Annotated in this window: 10 protein-coding genes; 8 read left to right on the top strand and 2 right to left on the bottom strand. The window is 72.9% G+C overall.

Annotated features, from left to right (window positions below; translation table 11 throughout):
* Window positions 1-18 precede the first annotated feature (18 nt).
* Window positions 19-2,727 carry a lysylphosphatidylglycerol synthase transmembrane domain-containing protein gene (locus AC069X_RS02480; RefSeq protein ID WP_478724236.1) on the top strand — a complete coding sequence of 903 codons (2,709 nt, stop codon included), beginning with the start codon at window positions 19-21 and terminating at the stop codon, window positions 2,725-2,727.
* 21 nt (window positions 2,728-2,748) lie between these two features.
* On the opposite strand, the gene AC069X_RS02475 is transcribed toward AC069X_RS02480, so the two are convergent.
* Entirely contained in the window at window positions 2,749-3,519 is a 771-nt protein-coding gene (locus tag AC069X_RS02475) for a YwiC-like family protein (protein WP_478724235.1), read from the bottom strand.
* 218 nt (window positions 3,520-3,737) lie between these two features.
* Between AC069X_RS02475 and AC069X_RS02470 the strand changes: the two genes are divergently transcribed.
* The 7 genes from AC069X_RS02470 (at window position 3,738) to AC069X_RS02440 (ending at window position 14,517) form a co-directional block, all read left to right on the top strand.
* Window positions 3,738-7,391, top strand: coding sequence for a nitrate reductase subunit alpha (locus tag AC069X_RS02470; RefSeq protein WP_478724233.1), 3,654 nt, complete (start codon window positions 3,738-3,740; stop codon window positions 7,389-7,391).
* Window position 7,392: 1 nt separating this feature from the next.
* Window positions 7,393-8,916: a nitrate reductase subunit beta gene (gene narH / locus AC069X_RS02465; RefSeq protein WP_478724231.1), complete on the top strand. Its 1,524-nt coding sequence runs from the start codon at window positions 7,393-7,395 to the stop codon at window positions 8,914-8,916.
* Window positions 8,913-9,572 (top strand): nitrate reductase molybdenum cofactor assembly chaperone, encoded by a 660-nt coding sequence (gene narJ / locus AC069X_RS02460; RefSeq protein ID WP_478724229.1) that lies wholly within the window; start codon window positions 8,913-8,915, stop codon window positions 9,570-9,572. The genes narH and narJ overlap by 4 nt, the downstream gene beginning before the upstream one ends.
* Window positions 9,572-10,297: a respiratory nitrate reductase subunit gamma gene (gene narI, locus AC069X_RS02455; protein ID WP_478724227.1), complete on the top strand. Its 726-nt coding sequence runs from the start codon at window positions 9,572-9,574 to the stop codon at window positions 10,295-10,297. The genes narJ and narI overlap by 1 nt, the downstream gene beginning before the upstream one ends.
* Entirely contained in the window at window positions 10,294-11,514 is a 1,221-nt protein-coding gene (locus AC069X_RS02450; RefSeq protein WP_478724225.1) for a TIGR04053 family radical SAM/SPASM domain-containing protein, read from the top strand. Before narI ends, AC069X_RS02450 begins: the two co-directional genes overlap by 4 nt.
* Window positions 11,502-12,890, top strand: coding sequence for a protoporphyrinogen oxidase (hemG, locus tag AC069X_RS02445; RefSeq protein WP_478724223.1), 1,389 nt, complete (start codon window positions 11,502-11,504; stop codon window positions 12,888-12,890). The genes AC069X_RS02450 and hemG overlap by 13 nt, the downstream gene beginning before the upstream one ends.
* Window positions 12,891-12,966: 76 nt before the next feature.
* Entirely contained in the window at window positions 12,967-14,517 is a 1,551-nt protein-coding gene (locus tag AC069X_RS02440) for an alpha/beta hydrolase (protein WP_478724221.1), read from the top strand.
* A gap of 83 nt (window positions 14,518-14,600) precedes the next feature.
* Here the strand turns inward: AC069X_RS02440 and moeZ are convergent, their stop codons facing one another.
* On the bottom strand, window positions 14,601-15,779 hold the full coding sequence (gene moeZ / locus AC069X_RS02435; RefSeq protein WP_478724219.1) for an adenylyltransferase/sulfurtransferase MoeZ: 1,179 nt from the start codon (window positions 15,777-15,779) through the stop codon (window positions 14,601-14,603).
* Window positions 15,780-15,823: the final 44 nt, after the last annotated feature.

Below are 15,823 nucleotides of genomic sequence, written 5' to 3'. Positions count from 1 at the left end.
TCTTCCGGGCGGTGACTGGTGATACGTGATCAAGAAGAGACGGATGTGACGGCGAAGGAGCGGGTCGTGAGCCCTCCGGACGGCGCGGCGAGGGGCGATGACGCGCGCCCGGACGAGGCGCATCCCGACGACCCGCCCGGCCACACGCCGACGGCGGCCGACCGCGTCGAGGTGGACGAGCCGCTGCTCGCCGCCCGCGTGCACCGGCCCTCCGATCTGGTGCGTCTCCTCGCGGGCATCCTCGGCATCGCCGTCGTGCTCGGCATCGCCGCCTTCGCCCACGGCACCACCGCCGGCCTGGAGCAGGACATCACCCAGGGCACCGGCCAGGCGCCCGACGTCCTCATCAAGGTCGCGGGGCTGGTGTCGAGCATCGCCGTGCTCCTCGTGCCGGTGGCCTTCGCCATCGAGCGGCTGATCAAACGCGACGGGCTGCGCATCGCCGACGGCGTCCTCGCCGCCGTCCTCGCGCACGGTGTGACGCTCGCCACCGACCTGTGGGTGTCCCAGGGCGCCCCCGAGACCATCCAGGACGCCCTGACCCGCGCCACGGGCACGGCCGGCGCGTCCACGGACCCGGTGCACGGGTACCTCGCGCCGGTGATCGCGTACATGACGGCCGTCGGGATGACCCGGCGGCCGCGCTGGCGGGTCGCGCTGTGGGTGGTGCTGCTGCTGGACGCCTTCGCGATGCTGGTCAGCGGCTACACCACGCCGTTCTCGATCATCCTGACGGTGCTGATCGGCTGGAGCGTGGCGTACGGGACCCTGTACGCGGTCGGCTCGCCGAACGTCCGGCCCACCGGGCAGAACCTCCTCGCCGGGCTGCGCCGCGTCGGCTTCCAGCCGGTCAGCGCCATGCGCGCGGAGGCCCAGGACGGGGACGGCACCGAGGCAGGCGACCGGGGCCGGCGGTACCACGTCACGCTGGAGGACGGGCCCCCGCTGGACGTCACCGTCGTGGACCGCGAGCAGCAGGCGCAGGGCTTCTTCTACCGGGTCTGGCGGCGGATGACCCTGCGCGGGATCACCACCCGGCGCAGTATCCAGTCCCTGCGCCAGGCGCTGGAGCAGGAGGCCCTGCTCGCCTACGCCGCGATCGCGGCGGGGGCGAACGCGCCGAAGCTGATCGCCACCTCCGAGCTGGGTCCGGACGCCGTGATGCTCGTCTACGAGCACCTGGGCGGCCGCAACCTGGACGCGCTCGCCGACGAGGAGATCACCGACGAGCTGAGCCGCAACGCGTGGGAGCAGGTACGGGCCCTCCAGTCGCGCCGGATCGCGCACCGCCGGCTCACGGGGGACGCGCTGGTGGTGGATCGTTCCGGCAGGGTGATCCTCACGGACCTGCGGGGCGGTGAGATCGCGGCCGGCGACCTGGTGCTGCGGATGGACATCGCGCAGCTGCTGACCACGCTCGGCCTGCGGGTAGGCGCGGAGCGGTCGGTCGCCTCGGCGGTGTCGGTGCTCGGGCCGGACGCGGTGGCGGACTGCCTGCCGCTGCTCCAGCCGATCGCCCTGAGCCGCTCCACCCGGGCGACGCTGCGGCGGCTCGCCCGGGAGCGCGCCGACCGGCAGCGGGAAGCGGTACTGGAGTCCTCGCGGGCGGCGAAGGCGGCCCGCGAGGCCGCCGGAGCGGGCGGCGGGGAGACGGCGAGCGCCGCCGCCGACCGCAAGGCGGAGAAGCGGGCGCTGGACGACGCGCTGGAGGGGGCGCGGGAGGAGGACCTGCTGAGTCAGATCCGCCGGCAGGTGCTGCTGATCCGCCCGCAGGCGCCGGTGGAACCGGCCCGGCTGGAACGGATCAGGCCACGCACCCTGGTGTCGTTCATCGCGGGTGCATTCGGCGCGTACTTCCTGCTGACGCAGCTGACGCACGTGGACTTCGCGACGATCGTCGGGGAGGCGCAGTGGGGCTGGGTCGGGGCGGCGCTCGCGTTCTCGGCGGTGACGTACGTGGCGGCGGCGATGAGCCTGCTGGGCTTCGTCCCGGAGCGGGTTCCCTTCCTGCGGACGGTCGTCGCGCAGGTCGCGGGGTCGTTCGTGAAGCTGGTGGCCCCGGCGGCGGTGGGCGGCGTCGCGCTGAACACCCGGTTCCTCCAGCGGGCGGGGGTCCGGCCGGGGCTGGCCGTGGCGAGCGTCGGCGCGTCGCAGCTGTTCGGGCTGGCCAGCCACATCCTGCTGCTGCTGGCCTTCGGCTACCTGACGGGCACCGAGAAGACCCCGGAGATGACGCCGTCCAGGACGGTCATCGCGGGTCTGCTGACGGTGGCGGTGCTGGTGCTGGTCGTCACGGCGGTGCCGTTCCTGCGGAAGTTCGTGGTGACGCGGGTGCGGGCGCTGTTCGCGGGCGTGGTGCCGCGCATGCTGGACGTGCTCCAGCGGCCGCAGAAGCTGGTGACGGGCATCGGCGGGATGCTGCTGCTGACCGGCTGCTTCGTGATGTGCCTGGACGCCTCGATCCGCGCCTTCGGGGGCGGCGAGGCCATCAGCTACGCGAGCATCGCGGTGGTGTTCCTCGCGGGCAACGCGCTCGGCTCGGCGGCGCCGACGCCGGGCGGTATGGGCGCGGTGGAGACGACCTTGACGCTGGGTCTGATCGCGGCGGGGCTGGAGAAGGAGGTCGCGATCTCGGCGGTGCTGCTGTTCCGTCTGATGACGTTCTGGCTCCCGGTGCTGCCGGGGTGGCTGTCGTTCAACTACTTGACCCGCAAGGAGGCCATCTAGGCCCGGCGGGCGGAGACCGCGTCACGGAGGGGCGGCCAGGGTCAGGGTCGTCAGGAGGGCCGTCGCGCAGGCGAGTTCCGTCGCGCCGATCGCCGCCGGGCGCAGGGCGCGGGACGGGAGCGCGGCCGCTCGGGCCAGGTAGGCGGCGAAGGGCAGGGCCAGCCACGGGGAGAGGAGCGCGGCGGCCGGGAGCGCCGCCGCGTGGTAGGCCACCGAGCCCCGCCGGTACGCCCGGGAGCCCCGTTCCCTGATCATCGTCTTCACGTACGGCACCGTCCCCGCGAAGTACAGCAGGCACGCCACCGCCGCGGGCCACGCCCCGCCCGGGGCGAGTCCGCCGAGCCGGGCCGCGACCAGGGTCATGCCGCAGGCCGGGACCACCGCCGCCAGGCCGTTGGCCAGCGCCCGTTCCCGGCCCCGCCACGCGTACCGGGTGTTCACCGCCATGAACGGCAGGGCCGCCGCGCCCGCGAGCAGCAGCCAGGGGTGCGCGAGCACCAGCGGGGCCGCCACGACCGCGCAGGCACCGCCGAGGACGAGCGCCGGAAGGGTGTGCCGCCGCGCCGACCGCAGTCCTCGCGCGTGCAGCCGCAGCCACTGCTGGGCGTGGAAGACCGCCGCGTACCCGAGGAGCCAGGCGGCGAGCAGCAGCGCGTGCTCCCGGCCGGGGTGGGGGGCGAGGAGGGTGCCGGCGAGGAAGGGCACGACCAGCATCGCCCACGCCCCGTGCTGGTCGGGAATCCAGTTCCGCGCCCGTTTCCGCGTCTGTTTCCGCGTGCGTGTCCGTGGCATGCAATCCATCCTTCCATCAAAGCAAATCGGAGTTTTTCCGCGTGATTTGATTTCGCCTTTCCCCGGCCACTCGGCCCGGCGAAGAGCGGAAGTTGGTCACCCTCCGCCGGGACCTTTGCCGCCCGTCGCCCCGTTCCGACGGGCGTAGCGTCGACGCGTGGTCCCCCTTTCCCCGGACCGCCCAACCATCCCGTTTTCCGGTCGCCTGGAGGGTCACCTTGGACGCGCGTGATTCCGTCGATTCAGCCGTCGATTCGCTCGTCAGGGCGGGCGGCTTCTTCACCCGGGCCGAGGTCTCCGACGACCTGCGCACGGTGCACCGGACCGGCGGCCGGGCCGCCGAGGCCTTCTACCGCGACCGGTGGAGCCACGACAAGGTGGTGCACTCCACGCACGGCGTGAACTGCACCGGTTCCTGCCGCTGGAAGGTGTTCGTCAAGGACGGGATCATCACCTGGGAGACCCAGGCCACCGACTACCCCTCCGTCGGCCCCGACCGGCCCGAGTACGAGCCCCGCGGCTGTCCGCGCGGCGCCTCGTTCTCCTGGTACTCGTACTCCCCCACCCGGGTGCGCTACCCGTACGTGCGCGGGGCGCTGCTGGAGATGTACCGCGAGGCCAAGGCGCGGCTCGGCGACCCGGTCCTCGCCTGGGCCGACGTCCAGGCCGACCCCGGGCGCCGCCGCCGCTACCAGCGGGCGCGCGGCAAGGGCGGGCTGGTCAGGGCCGGCTGGGACGAGGCCGTCGAGATCATCGCCGCCGCCCATGTGCACACCGTCAAGGAGCACGGCCCGGACCGGGTCGCCGGCTTCTCCCCGATCCCCGCGATGTCGATGGCCTCGCACGCCGCCGGCGCCCGCTTCCACTCCCTCATCGGCGCGCCGATGCTGAGCTTCTACGACTGGTACGCGGACCTGCCGGTCGCCTCCCCGCAGGTGTTCGGCGACCAGACCGACGTCCCGGAGTCGGGCGACTGGTGGGACGCCGCGTACCTGATGATGTGGGGCTCGAACGTCCCCGTCACCCGCACTCCCGACGCGCACTGGATGGCCGAGGCCCGTTACCGCGGGCAGAAGGTGGTGACGGTTTCCCCGGATTTCGCGGACAACACGAAATTCGCCGACGAGTGGATGCACCCGCATCCCGGCACGGACGGTGCGCTGGCCCTGGCGATGGGCCACGTCATCCTGAAGGAATTCTTCGTGGAGAAGGAGACCCCTTTCTTCACGGATTACGTCCGCCAGTACACGGACCTGCCTTTCCTGGTCTCCCTCCGGGAAACGGAGCACGGTCTCGTGCCGGGCAAGTTCGTCACCGCCGCCGATCTCGGGCAGGACACCGAGAACGCCGCGTGGAAGACCGTCCTGGTCGACGACGCCACCGGCGAGCCGGTCGTCCCGAACGGCACCCTCGGCCACCGCTGGGGCGGGAACGAGACCCCGGAGTGGAACCTGGACCTCGGCGGCACCGTCCCCCGGCTGACCCTGCTGGGGGAGGGCGAGAGCGCCGAGATCGTGCTCCCCCGCTTCGAGGACGACCAGCGGGGCGGCACCGTACGCCGCGGGGTGCCCGTCCGCCGCCTCGGCGGCGGGCTCGTGACCACCGTCTTCGACCTGATGCTCGCCCAGTACGGGGTGGCCCGCGCGGGCCTGCCCGGCGAGTGGCCCGCCGGCTACGAGGACGCCTCCCAGCCCGGCACCCCCGGCTGGCAGGAGTCGCTGACCTCGGTGCCCGCCGCGCAGGCGGCCCGGGTGGCGCGGGAGTTCGCGGAGACCGCCGAGCGCTCCGGGGGCCGCTGCATGATCCTGATGGGGGCCGGCACGAACCACTGGTTCCACTCGGAGACCATCTACCGTTCCTTCCTCGCCCTGCTCACCCTCACCGGCTGCCAGGGCCGCAACGGCGGCGGCTGGGGCCACTACGTCGGCCAGGAGAAGTGCCGCCCGGTCACCGGCTGGGCCACCCTCGCCGCCGCCTCCGACTGGTCGCGCCCGCCGCGCCAGATGATCGGCGCGGCCTGGTTCTACCTGCACACCGGGCAGTGGCGCTACGACACCCTCCCCGCGGAGGCGCTGGCCTCCCCGCTCGCCGAGGGCGCCTTCGACGGCATGAGCGGCGCGGACTGCCTGGCCGCGAGCGCCCGCATGGGCTGGATGCCCTCGTACCCGACCTTCGACCGCAACCCCCTGGAGCTGGGCGAGGGCGCCGACCCGGTGGGCGACGCGGTGCGCGCGCTGGAGGAGGGCACGCTCGGCTTCGCCGGCGAGGACCCCGACGACCCGCGCAACTGGCCGCGCGTGCTGAACGTGTGGCGGGCCAACCTCCTGGGTTCCAGCTCCAAGGGCAACGAGTACTTCCTGAAGCACCTGCTCGGCACGCACTCCAACCTCCCTGACGACGGGCCGCGCTGCACGCCCAGGGACGTCGTCTACCGGGAGGAGGACGTGGAGGGGAAGCTCGACCTGCTGATGTCGATGGACTTCCGGATGACGTCCACGACCCTGCTGTCGGACGTGGTCCTGCCCGCCGCCACCTGGTACGAGAAGCACGACCTGTCCTCCACGGACATGCACCCCTTCCTGCACGCCTTCACCCCGGCCGTGGATCCGCCCTGGCAGGCCCGCTCCGACTACGACGCCTTCCGACTCATCGCCGAGCGCTTCGGGGAGCTGGCCGCCATCCACCTCGGCGTACGCCGGGACCTGGTGGCGACCGCCCTCCAGCACGACACCCCGGGCGGCGAGATGGCCCAGCCGGGCGGGGTGGCGCTGGACTGGTCGAAGGGCGAGTGCGAGCCCGTGCCCGGCCGGACGATGTACAGCCTGGCGGTGGTCGAGCGGGACTACGGGGCGGTCGGCGAGAAGTTCGCCGCGCTGGGCCCGCTCGTCGACCGGCTCGGCGTGACGACGAAGGCGATCACCTTCGACGTGGCCGAGGAGATCGCGTACCTCGGCGAGAAGAACGGCCTGGTCAGAGCCGGCGCCGGTGAAGGCCGCCCCCGCCTGGACACCGCGGAGCGGGCCTGTGAGGCCATCCTCGCCCTGTCCGGGACGAGCAACGGCCGCCTCGCCACCCAGGGGTTCGAGACCCTGGAGAAGAAGGTCGGCACGCGCATGGCGCACCTGGCCGCCGAGGCGGAGGGCAAGCGGATCGGCTTCGCCGACACCCAGGCCCGCCCGGTACCGGTGATCACCTCGCCGGAGTGGTCGGGGTCGGAGTCCGGCGGGCGCCGCTACACCGCCTTCACCGTCAACACCGAGCACCTCAAGCCGTGGCACACCCTCACCGGCCGCCAGCACTTCTTCATCGACCACGACTGGCTGCACGAGGTCGGGGAGTCGCTGCCCGTCTACAAGCCGCCGCTGAACATGCACACCCTGTACGGGGAGCCCGAACTCGGCGTCGTCGACCAGAAGTCGGTCGCCGTCCGGTACCTGACCCCGCACAACAAGTGGGCCATCCACAGCCAGTACCAGGACAACCTGTACATGATGACCCTGGGCCGCGGCGGCCAGACGGTGTGGATGTCCCCGCAGGACGCCGAGGCGATCGGGGTCGCCGACAACGACTGGATCGAGGCGGTCAACCGCAACGGCGTGGTCACCGCCCGCGCGATCGTCTCCCACAAGATGCCGCCCGGCACGGTCTACATGAACCACGCGCAGGAGCGCACGGTCGGCGTGCCGAAGACCGAGAAGACGGGCCGCCGCGGCGGCATCCACAACTCGCTGACCCGGGTGATGCTCAAGCCCACCCACCTCATCGGCGGCTACGCCCAGCTGACCTGGGCCTTCAACTACCTGGGCCCGACCGGCAACCAGCGCGACGAGGTGACGGTCATCCGCCGCCGCGACCAGAAGGTGGAGTTCTGACATGCGGGTGATGGCACAGGTCGCGATGGTCATGAACCTCGACAAGTGCATCGGCTGCCACACCTGTTCGGTCACCTGCAAGCAGGCGTGGACCAACCGGCAGGGCACCGAGTACGTCTGGTTCAACAACGTCGAGACCCTCCCCGGCCAGGGCTACCCCCGCCGCTGGGAGGACCAGGAGAAGTGGAAGGGCGGCTGGGAGCGGACCCGCTCCGGCCGGCTGCGCCTCAAAGCCGGCGGCCGCCTCGCGAAGCTCGGCAAGATCTTCGCGAACCCGGAGATGCCGGAGATCGACGACTACTACCAGCCCTGGAGCTACGAGTACAAGAACCTCACCGACGCCCCGGCGGGCGACGACCTCCCCACCGCCCGGCCCGTCTCCCAGCTCACCGGCGAGCCCCTGGACACCATCCGGTGGGGCCCCAACTGGGACGACAACCTCGGCGGCGCCCCCGCGCACGCGCCGAAGGACCCGGTCGTGGAGAAGATCCGCGAGGAGGTCGGGGAGAGGATCCGCTTCGAGTTCGAGCAGAGCTTCATGTTCTACCTCCCCCGGATCTGCGAGCACTGCCTGAACCCGGCGTGCGTCTCCTCCTGCCCCTCGGGCGCGATGTACAAGCGGGAGGAGGACGGCATCGTCCTCGTGGACCAGGACCGCTGCCGCGGCTGGCGCATGTGCGTGACCGGGTGCCCCTACAAGAAGGTGTACTTCAACCACCGCACCGGCAAGGCCGAGAAGTGCACCTTCTGCTTCCCCCGCGTCGAGGTCGGCATGCCCACCGTCTGCTCGGAGACCTGCGTGGGACGGATGCGCTACCTCGGGGTCATGCTCTACGACGCCGACAAGGTCGCCGAGGCCGCCGCCGTCGAGGACGAGCACGACCTCTACCCCGCCCAGCTGGAGTGCTTCCTCGACCCGCACGACCCGGACGTGGTCGCCGCCGCCCGCGCGGCCGGCCTGACCCGGGAGTGGATCGAGGCCGCGCGGCGCTCCCCCGTCTACGACCTGATCGCCACCTACCAGGTCGCCCTCCCCCTCCACCCGGAGTACCGGACGGTGCCGATGGTCTGGTACGTGCCCCCGCTCTCCCCCGTCGTCGAGGCGGTCGCCGCCACCGGCAGCGACGGCGAGGACGCCGGGAACCTCTTCGGCGCCATCGACGCCCTGCGCATCCCCGTGGAGTACCTCGCGGAGGTCCTCACGGCCGGGGACACCCACGTCGTGGAGGCCGTACTGCACCGGATGGCGGCCATGCGCGCCTACATGCGGAAGATCAACCTCGGTGAGGAGCGGGACGAGTCGATCGCCGGCGCCGTCGGCCTGACCGGCGCCGAGATGGAATACATGTTCCGCCTCCTCGCCATCGCCAAGCTCGAAGACCGCTTCGTGATCCCGACGGCGGCCCGCGCCGACGCCGACGCCCTCGCCGCCTCCCACCCCCTGGACGGCGGGTGCCCCGTCGGGGAGCGGCCCGGGAAGCCCCGCGTGATGCTCAACCTCGGCCCCACCAGGAGGAGCTCGTGACCCCCGAAGCCCTCGTCCGCCTCGTCGCGGGCTGCGTCCTGCAGTACCCCGGCGACCGCTTCCACGACGAACTGCCCCGGCTGCGCGCCGCCCTCGGCGGGGCGCCCGCCGGACCGGCCGCGCTGCTCGGCTCGTTCCTCGACGAGGCCGAGGGGCTGTCCCCGATCGCGCTGTGCGAGCGGTACACCTCCACCTTCGACACCCGCAACCGGCGCTGCCTGTACCTGACCTGGTGGACGGACGGCGACACGCGCCGGCGCGGACTGTCCCTCGTACGGCTGAAGCGGATCTACCGGGACTTCGGGCTGGAGTACGCGGACGAGGAGCTGCCCGACTTCCTGCCCGCGGCCCTGGAGTTCGCCGCGCTGCGCGAGGAGGCCGGCACCGAGCTGCTCCAGGAGCACCGGGCCGGGCTGGAGCTGCTGCGGCTCGCGCTCGCCGAGTCCGCCAGCCCGTACACCCGGGTGCTGGAGGCCGTCTGCGCGACGCTGCCCGGCCCGTCCCCCGAGACGAAGGCCGAGGCGAAGGCCCTCGCCCGGAGCGGGCCGCCGCAGGAGCTGGTGGGCGCGGGCTCCCCGCTCGAACCCTTCGGGCCCGGTACCGACCGGCCGGCCGACCTCCCGTGGCCCACCCTCCCGGAAAGGAAGACGGCCTGATGGACCTCCTCCTGTGGGGCGTGCTGCCGTACGTCTCGATCGCCCTGCTCGTCGCCGGCACGGTCTGGCGGGCCCGCTACGACGCCTTCGGCTGGACCACCCGCTCCTCCCAGCTGTACGAGTCGCGGCTGCTGCGGATCGGCTCCCCCCTCTTCCACTTCGGCATGCTCTTCGTGGTCCTCGGCCACGTGGTGGGCCTGCTGGTCCCGAAGGAGTGGACCGACGCAGCCGGGCTGAGCGACCACGCCTACCACCTGCTCGCCGTCTCCACCGGAGCGGTGGCGGGCGTCGCGGCCGCCGCCGGCATCGGGATCCTGGTGTACCGCCGGTTCACGGTGCCCGCCGTACGCCGCGCCACCCTGCGCGGCGACCACCTCATGTACGCGGTCCTGCTCGGCGCGATGCTGCTGGGCCTGACCGCGACCGTCCTGAACTCCACCGGGCGGACCGGCGGCTACGACTACCGCGAGGGCGTCTCGGTCTGGTTCCGCAGCCTGTTCGCCCTCTCCCCCGACTACCACCTGATGGCGGGCGCCCCGCTCGCCTTCAGGCTGCACGTCCTCTTCGGCTTCACCCTCTTCGCGCTGATCCCGTACTCGCGGCTGGTGCACATGTTCTCCGCACCGCTGAAGTACCTCTTCCGCCCGTTCGTCGTCTACCGCAAGCGGGACCCGCGGCTGACGTCCAACCGCCCCGACCGGCGCGGATGGGAGCGGGTGTCATGAGCACCCGCACCCCGCGCGGCGTCGTGCGCACGCCCCGCCACGACGCCGCCGAGCGGCCCTTCCTGGTGATCTGGGAGGCCACCCGCGCCTGCCGGCTGGCCTGTCTGCACTGCCGGGCCGAGGCGCGGACCGCCCGCGACCCCGGCGAGCTCGACGGGGCGGACGCCCGCCGGGTCATGGACCAGACCGCCGCCTTCGGCCGGCCCGCCCCGCTGTTCGTGATCACCGGCGGCGACCCCTTCGAGCGCCCCGACCTCACCGACCTCATCGCGTACGGAACCTCGCTGGGCCTGCGCGTCGCCGTCTCCCCCTCCGGTACGCCCACCCTGACCCGGGAGAACCTCCGGGCGGTGCGCGACGCCGGCGCGGTGGCGCTCTCGCTCTCCGTGGACGGTTCCACCCCCGAGCGGCACGACGCCTTCCGCGGCGTGCCCGGGGTCTGGGACCGGACCCTGGAGGGCTGGCGGGCCGCCCGCGAACTCGGACTCAAGGTGCAGGTCAACACCACGGTCAGCCGGCGCGGCCTGGAGGACCTCGCGGACATCGCCGCCCTGGTGCGGCGCGAGGGCGCGATGCTCTGGTCGGGCTTCGTCCTGGTACCGGCCGGGCGCGCCCGGCGGCTGGACGCGCTCACCCCGGCGGAGACCGAGGACGTCCTGCACTTCCTCTACGACTGCGGGGCGGTCCTCGCCACCAAGACCACCGAGGGCCACCACTTCCGCCGGGTCGTGCTCCAGCGCACGGTCCTCGAAGAGCACGGCGAACGGCCCGTGCTGGGGCCCCTGTACGAGCGGCTGCGCGTCCGCGCCGGCCGGCTGGGCCTCTTCGACGGGGAACGCCGGGCGGTGCGCAGGCCGCCGCTGGACGTGTCCTCGGGGCGCGGCTTCGTCTTCGTGTCGCACACCGGCGAGGTGCACCCCAGCGGTTTCCTGCCGCTGTCGGCGGGCAACGTGAAGGACCGCCCGCTGCCGGAGCTCTACCGGGACTCCCCGCTGTTCACCTCGCTCCGCGATCCGGCGCTGCTGCGCGGAAGGTGCGGGGCGTGCGAGTTCAAGTCCGTGTGCGGGGGTTCACGTTCCCGCGCGTACGGCTCCGCCCGGGACGTGCTCGCCGAGGACCCGTACTGCGCGTACGAGCCCGGCAGCTTCCCGTACCAGGAGGAACTGCGGCGCCTGACCGGCGGCGCCGCCGGAAGGAGCACACCGTGCGTTCGGTGATCGTCGTGGGCGGCGGCATCAGCGGTCTGGCCGCCGCCTGGGAACTGCGGGGCACGGCGGACGTCACCGTGCTGGAGGCCCACGCCCGGGTCGGCGGGAAGCTGCGTACCGGCACCATCGCCGGGGTCGCCGTCGACGAGGGCGCCGAGTCCCTGATGGCGCTGCGGCCGGAGGCCGTGGAACTGGCCGCGGCCGTCGGCCTCGGCGACGCGCTGTGCGACCCCGCCCGCTCGGCCACCACCGTCTGGACGGGCGCGGCGCTGCGCCCGCTGCCGCCCGGGCACGTGATGGGCGTACCGGCCGATCCGGCGGCGCTGGCCGGCACCGGGCTGCTCTCGGCGGAGGGCCTCGACCGGATGGAGCGGGAGGAGACCCTCCCCGCGGTCCCCCTCACCGGGGACTGCTCGGTGACGGAGTACCTGGCCGCCCGCTTCGGCCGGGAGCCGGTGGACCGGCTGGTCGAGCCGCTGCTCGGCGGGGTGTACGCGGGCCGCGCCGACCGGCTGTCGCTGCGGGCGGCGATGCCCCGGATCGCGGCCGTCGCGGAGCGGGGCGAGCCGCTGCTGCCGGCGCTGCGCCGGATGCGGGCGGCAGCGGCGGCCCGCGCGGCGGGCCCGGCCCCCTCGGCCGTCCGGGGCGTGGCCGGCGGCACGGGCCTCTTCCCGCACGCGGTGGCCCGGGCCTCGGGGGCGCGGATCCTCACCGGGACAGCGGCCCGCTCGCTGGAGCGGCTGCCGGACGGCCGGTGGCGGGTCGGGGCGATGACGGCCGACGGCCCGCTGACGCTGGAGGCGGACGGCGTGGTCCTGGCCGTGCCGGCCTTCGCGGCGGCACCGCTGCTGCGGCCGCACGCACCGCTCGCCGAGGCGGAACTCGCGGCGGTCCCGCACGCCTCGACGGCGGTCGTCACCCTGCTGTTCTCACGGAGCCGGGCCCACTCCCTCCCGGACGGCAACGGCTTCCTGGTGCCGCCGGCCGACGGGCACACCCTGAAGGCGGCTTCCTTCCTGTCCAACAAGTGGGCCTGGCTGCGGGACGCGGCCCCCGCGGAGTTCGTGGTGCGCGCGTCCGTCGGCCGGATCGGCGAGGAACGCCTGCTGGAGCGCCCCGACCGCCACCTCGTCCGCACGGTGATGGCCGAACTCCACCGCGCGGTCGGCCCGATGGGCGAGCCCCACGCCGCCCGGGTGACCCGCTGGGACCGGGGCCTGCCCCAGTACGGCGTCGGCCACCTGGACCGGGTGGCCCGCATCCGCGAGGCCGCCGGGAAGCTCCCGGGGCTGGCCCTGTGCGGTGCCGCGTACGAGGGCGTCGGCGTCGCGGCCTGCGTCGCCACCGGCCGCGCGGCGGCCCGGCAGGTCGCCGCCGGCGGCTGAACCGGCCCCCGCCCCCGTACCCCCCGAACGGGTCAGCGCGGGGGCGGCGGCGGGGGCGGGCGCCCAGGATGGGGGCATGCCGAGAAACGTCCTGCGGGCCACCACCACCGCCGCGCTCGCCGCCGCTCTGCTCACCACCGGTGCCTGTTCCGACGGCGACGGCGGCGCGAGCAGAACCGGGACCGGCACCGCCAAGCCGGTCAAGCCGCTCGCCTGGGGGGAGTGCGACGCCCCCACGGCCGCCGAGGGCGGCGGGGCGGCACCCGGGCAGGACTGGCAGTGCACCACGCTCGACGTGCCGCTCGACTACGCGGAACCCGAGGGCGAGACCATCCCCCTCGCCCTGATCCGCGCCAAGGCCCGCGACAAGTCGAAGCGGCTGGGTTCGCTGGTGTTCAACTTCGGCGGGCCCGGCGGGTCCGGGATCGCCACCCTGCCCGGCGCGGCCAAGGAGTACGAGGCCCTGCGCACCCGGTACGACCTGGTGAGCTTCGACCCTCGCGGGGTCGGCCGCAGCGCCCCCGTCCGCTGCGAGAGCGACAGGGAGCTGGACGCCTACTACGCCCAGGACTCCTCCCCCGACACCCCGGAGGAGGAGAAGGCCTTCGTCGACGGGATCCGGACGTACCAGAAGGCCTGCCAGGCCAACTCCGGCAAGGTGCTCCCGTACGTGGGCACCGAGAACGCCGCCCGTGACCTGGACCGGATCCGCCAGGCCCTCGGCGACGAGAAGCTGAACTACTTCGGGATCTCCTACGGCACCGAACTCGGCGGGGTCTACGCCCACCTCTTCCCGAAGAACGTGGGCCGGGCCGTCTTCGACGCCGTCGTGGACCCCACCAAGGACGCCGAGCAGGGCGCGCTCGGCCAGGCGAAGGGCTTCCAGCTGGCCCTCGGCAACTTCGCCCAGGACTGCGTGGACCGCGGCGACCAGTGCCGGATCCAGGGCAGTACGGCGAAGGAGATCGAGGACAACGTCATCAAGCTGCAGAAGGAGCTGGCCGCCAAGCCGATCCCCGGCATCGGCGACCGGCAGCTGACCGAGTCCCAGGCGACGAACGGCATCGCCCAGGCCCTCTACTCCAAGGAGCTGTGGCCGCTGCTGGAGCAGGGGCTGGACGAGGCCGAGGGCGGGCAGGGGCAGCTGCTGATGGCGTTGTCCGACGCCCTCAACGGCCGTGACCAGAACGGCCGCTACAGCAACATCGGCGCGGCCAACACCGCCATCAACTGCGCCGACTCGAAGGAGCGCTACACCCTGGAGGAGACCAGGGCCCGGCTGCCCGAGTTCCGCAAGGCCTCGCCCGTCTTCGGGGACTTCCTCGGCTGGGCGATGCTCGGCTGCACCGACTGGCCGGTGCCGGGCGCCTGGCAGACCCCGGACGTCTCGGCTCCCGGTGCCGCGCCGATCCTGGTGATCGGCAACACCGGCGACCCGGCGACCCCGTACGAGGGGGCCCGCAAGATGGCCGAGCGGCTCGGCAAGGGCGTGGGCGTGGAGCTCACGTACAAGGGCGAGGGGCACGGCGCGTACAACAGCGGCGACCCGTGCGTGCAGGGCGCGGTGAACGCGTACCTGCTGGACGGGAAGGTGCCGCGCGCGGGCACCGTCTGCACGGCGGCCTGAGCCCGGCGGCCCGGGCACGGCATGCCGAAGGGGCCGTACCGGCGGGCGGGTACGGCCCCTTCGGGGCACTGCTCAGGGCACTTCTAGTAGACCGGCTTCTCGGGCTCGATCTGGTGGACCCAGCCGATGACGCCGCCGCCGACGTGCACCGCGTCGGCGAAGCCCGCGGACTTCAGCACCGCGAGGACTTCCGCACTGCGGACACCCGTCTTGCAGTGCAGGACGATCTTCTTGTCCTGCGGCATGTCCTGGAGGGCGGTGCCCATCAGGAACTCGCCCTTGGGGATCAGCTTCGCGCCGGGGATCGAGACGATCTCGTACTCGTTCTTCTCGCGGACGTCGATGATCTCGATGTTCTCGCCGTCGTCGATCCACTCCTTGAGCTGCTTGGGAGTGATCGTGGAGCCGGCGGCGGCCTCCTGCGCCTCCTCCGACACGACGCCGCAGAAGGCCTCGTAGTCGATGAGCTCGGTGACGGTCGCGTTCGGACCGCAGACCGCGCAGTCGGGGTCCTTGCGGACCTTGACCTGGCGGTACTGCATCTCCAGGGCGTCGTAGATCATCAGGCGGCCGACGAGCGGCTCGCCGACGCCGGTGAGGACCTTGATGGCCTCGGTGACCTGGATCGAGCCGATGGACGCGCAGAGCACGCCCAGCACGCCGCCCTCGGCGCAGCTCGGGACCATGCCCGGCGGCGGGGGCTCCGGGTACAGGCAGCGGTAGCAGGGACCGTGCTCGGACCAGAAGACGGACGCCTGGCCGTCGAAGCGGTAGATCGAGCCCCACACGTACGGCTTGTTCAGCAGTACGCAGGCGTCGTTGACCAGGTAGCGCGTGGCGAAGTTGTCCGTGCCGTCGACGATGAGGTCGTACTGGCTGAAGATCTCCATCACGTTGTCGGCTTCGAGCCGCTCTTCGTGCAGCACCACGTTGACGTACGGGTTGATGCCCAGCACGCTGTCGCGGGCGGACTCGGCCTTGGAGCGGCCGATGTCCGACTGGCTGTGGATGATCTGGCGCTGCAGGTTCGACTCGTCGACCTCGTCGAACTCCACGATGCCCAGGGTGCCGACGCCGGCCGCGGCCAGGTACATGAGGGCGGGCGAGCCGAGGCCGCCCGCGCCCACGGCCAGCACCTTGGCGTTCTTCAGGCGCTTCTGGCCGTCCATCCCGACATCCGGGATGATCAGGTGGCGGGAGTACCGACGGACCTCGTCAACGGTGAGCTCAGCAGCTGGCTCGACCAGGGGTGGCAGCGACACGGGGACTCCGTAGATGGGTAAGTCTGAACGGTGGTTCTTCCCGT

This window comes from Streptomyces sp. NPDC043896 (assembly GCF_056435605.1).
This window is presented reverse-complemented; position numbering and strand designations above follow the sequence as displayed.

Bases quoted from the DNA above. Each gene is read 5' to 3' on its own strand.
- AC069X_RS02475 (WP_478724235.1), bottom strand. From the start codon at position 3,519: ATGCCACGGACACGCACGCGGAAACAGACGCGGAAACGGGCGCGGAAC.
- narH (WP_478724231.1), top strand. From the start codon at position 7,393: ATGCGGGTGATGGCACAGGTCGCGATGGTCATGAACCTCGACAAGTGC.
- narI (WP_478724227.1), top strand. From the start codon at position 9,572: ATGGACCTCCTCCTGTGGGGCGTGCTGCCGTACGTCTCGATCGCCCTG.
- AC069X_RS02450 (WP_478724225.1), top strand. From the start codon at position 10,294: ATGAGCACCCGCACCCCGCGCGGCGTCGTGCGCACGCCCCGCCACGAC.
- AC069X_RS02440 (WP_478724221.1), top strand. From the start codon at position 12,967: ATGCCGAGAAACGTCCTGCGGGCCACCACCACCGCCGCGCTCGCCGCC.